Genomic DNA, 3,374 nt, shown 5'->3' on the forward strand with positions numbered 1-3,374 from the left:
CTTTGGTGACGAGCAGCATATTGGTTTTATGTAGTAACCTCTTAATGCGAATACCGAATGTATGTGCGAGAATTTTTGATTTCTCTTTGGTCTTTACGTCTATGATTCTTTGGCGTAGGGTATCGATGTTTATAAGGTGTCCTTCCAGTGTGGAAACAGGAAGTAGCTTTCGTTCTTGCTGCCCAAATCGTTCGTTTAGTATTCCTGTATTGTGGGCAATGAGTTGTTCTTGTTGTGTTGGCGAAAGCAGGTCGCTTTTATTCAAAATAAATGATAACGCTGGTGTTTGTGGCTGTATTTTTTCAATAAATACTAAATCCTCTTGAGAGATAGGAAGCTCTGAGCCTAGAACATAGAGCGCCATATCAATCTGTGGAACGAATGAAAATGCCTCCTCGGTATTATGAAGATGTCCAGAGCCAATGCCTGGTGTATCTACGATGGTAATACCTTTGAACCAATCTATAGGTAATCCTATATCTAAATATTTTATCTCTTTTATGTTTTTTGGGTTTTCGGCTTCAGAAACATATTGGGATATTTCAGAAATTAAACAGACCTCTTGCGTTCCATTGTTAAAATAAATCGTGGCTTGTTTCTTTTCTTTGTAAGATATAAGCGTAACAATAGTCGTTACCGGAACAATGCCTGTGGGAACAATGTTTTTCTCTATTAAGGCATTGATAATTGAAGATTTACCACGTTTAAAAGAACCTAAAACAGCGATGTAAAAGTGGTTGTTAGCTAACTTTTTATAGAGTGCTTCTAAAGCTTCGGTAAGCAAAGGGTTTTCTAAATAATCAATACTCTTGGATAGTTCGTTTAAAACCCAAGCGACTGTTATTTTTGAAGTGGTACTCATTAGTTGTTCAGGTAATTAATTTTCATTTTTGAATGGGTGCTATCAGTATTAATTCATCTTAAAAACAATATCTTCTACTGCGTAATTGACATCAATCAAGGTGTGATTAATGTCTTTTAGTTGAAATAAAATCTCTTTGTGCTCAAATATTTTTCGTTGTTCTGGTTCTTGAAAAAGGATGTTTAATAATTGTGCGTAGGTTTTAGAAAATGCATTGCTTTTAAGAATAAGTTTATCTGTATTTGAATGAACTTCAAGATATTTTTTGTCTGTCAATAAGGTAATTCCTTTAGTTGTTAAATTCATCTCATCTTTTAACAAATCGAGCAATAGCGAGTAGTCTTTTAGACTGAAGATGTTATACACACACATTTCAGTAATCAAATGTTTTACTTTTAAAACGGTTCTGTTTAATTGAAAATAAACTCTATTTATCGCTTCTTTATCAACAGGCGTGATAAACGTTTTGTTTAAGTCGAGTAATGCTTGTTTTCGATTTTTTTCTGCTGTCGCGAAAGCATTCTCAATCTTATTGGGAAATGCTTTCAAATCATTTTGATAGAAATCACAGACCGTATCTACTAATCCTTGAGTGAGTTCAACTTGGGAATGCATTTTTCCGAAGAAATCAATCTGTTCTGGTAAGATATATTTTTTAAATAAATTCATAATCGTTTTAATTAAATAGACTGAATAGATAACAAATTCCGTAACCTAACACAATACAGGTTGGAATGTTAAGCAACCATCCTGAAAATATATTTTTTGTAATATTCCATCGTACGTGTTTTGGTCTTTCGCCTGCTCCAACACCCATTAAAGTTGTAGTTACTACTTGTGTAGTAGACGTTGGCGCACCAATTAAAGAAGATCCAAAAATGATGAGCGAAGCCCCTAATTGGTCAGCAATAGAATGTACAAGTTTTACTTTGTAAATTCCAAAACCTACAGTTTTGATGATGCTCCAACCGCCAAACATTGTCCCAATGGTTATCGCCGAAGCACAGATTAGAATGACCCAAGTGGGTACACTAAATTCGGTATGGGTTCCACTAGCGACCAATAACATTGCGATAATACCCATTCCTTTTTGAGCATCGTTGGTACCGTGACTAAATGCTAATAGCGAGACTGATGCATATTGACTGTATTTTAGTAGTGGTTTTGACTGTATGGTTAAGCGAGAAAAGAGTTTCAATAAAATTTTAATGATGAAGAATCCGACAATGAAACCTACTAATGGTGAAATGATGATTCCGGCTAAAATTTTCATAAACCCAACGAGTTGTCCTTGAAAAAGCTCGGTAATTCCCCAATGAATATTTTGGCTACTTAAGGCAAATAATCCAGCCCCAACTAATCCACTAGTGAGCGAATTTGAAGATGAGGTGGGTAATCCTAATTTCCAAGTCAAAATATTATAGGCAATGGCTGCAACAATGGCAGAAAGAGCCACACTTTGTGCTACAAACGCATCAGCTTTAGAAATATCCACAAACTCGCCAATGGTATTGGCTACAGCAACGCCACCCACAAAAGGCCCAATAAATGTAAAAGCAGTTACAATTAGAATAGCGACACTAGGAGACATAGCACGTGAAGCAATAGCGGTGGCTACCATATCAGCCGCATCATGAAAGCCATTGGTAAAATCGTAAATAAGTACAAGTATAATTCCTATTATTAAAAGCATTATTGTTTTTAGTTAGTGATGCATCATCATTCCTTTACTGTGTTTTTTACCTACAAAATAGTAAATGAAAGTGATTGGAATAAAAATAAAATTCATTATTGAATTAAAATTCAATTCAAATGGGTTTTTATGAAGTTGTAATGTTTTCGTTGGGCTTTCAGGAATCCATCCTAAAAAACCAAAGGAATAGTCTAAAAATAGGGCAGTTGATATGATACCAATAAATAAGAAAAGGAAAATGAACAACATTGGTTTCCAACCATAGTATTTTCGATAGACTTGTAGCATTGGCAACGTGATTAAATCTGAAAGGACAAATGCAATAACACCTCCAAACGAGATACCGCCAAACCATAGTACAGCAGCGAGAACAATATTACCTACCGAACACACAAAGCTTAATACTGCGATGAGTGCTCCAATTACTGCATTCCAAAGTAAAATAACAAATTCGGGATAGGCCGCATTGTCTTTTAGAAATAGAGATTCCCAAAACTCTTTGGGCACTAACACCATTAAGAAAGCAGACATAAACACGCCAATAAAAATGTCTTTGCCTACCATATTTACGTCCATAACAAAATGGGCGCTGGCTGTGATTAGCTTGTCTTTAAAGTTTTGTTTTTTAGGCATCATAGTGTGTGTCATATCACAATGTTCCATCTTGGAATGATCCATCATACTATGGTTCATTTTCATAGGGTTAGTAGTAACTTCTGAGATTTTAATATATTCTTGAGCTTGATGTATAATTTTCTTCGGAAAGAATTTTGTAATTAAAATGGCAGTAAAAGCAATAAAGAACAGACCACCTATTAG

The 3,374-nt window shown here is 34.9% G+C and carries 4 protein-coding genes; all 4 read right to left on the reverse strand.

Features of this window, described 5'->3' with window-relative positions; all coding sequences use genetic code 11:
* On the reverse strand, positions 1–862 hold an 862-nt coding region (locus ACVC2P_RS03325), incomplete at its 3' end, for a dynamin family protein (protein ID WP_452597068.1).
* Between the two features lie 48 nt (positions 863–910).
* Entirely contained in the window at positions 911–1,531 is a 621-nt protein-coding gene (locus tag ACVC2P_RS03330; RefSeq protein WP_452597069.1) for a hypothetical protein, read from the reverse strand.
* 7 nt (positions 1,532–1,538) lie between these two features.
* Entirely contained in the window at positions 1,539–2,555 is a 1,017-nt protein-coding gene (locus ACVC2P_RS03335) for an anion permease (RefSeq protein ID WP_452597070.1), read from the reverse strand.
* Between the two features lie 12 nt (positions 2,556–2,567).
* A partial coding sequence (locus tag ACVC2P_RS03340; protein ID WP_452597071.1) for a permease occupies positions 2,568–3,374 on the reverse strand: 807 nt, incomplete at its 5' end.

It is taken from the genome of Pontimicrobium sp. MEBiC01747 (assembly GCF_053601635.1).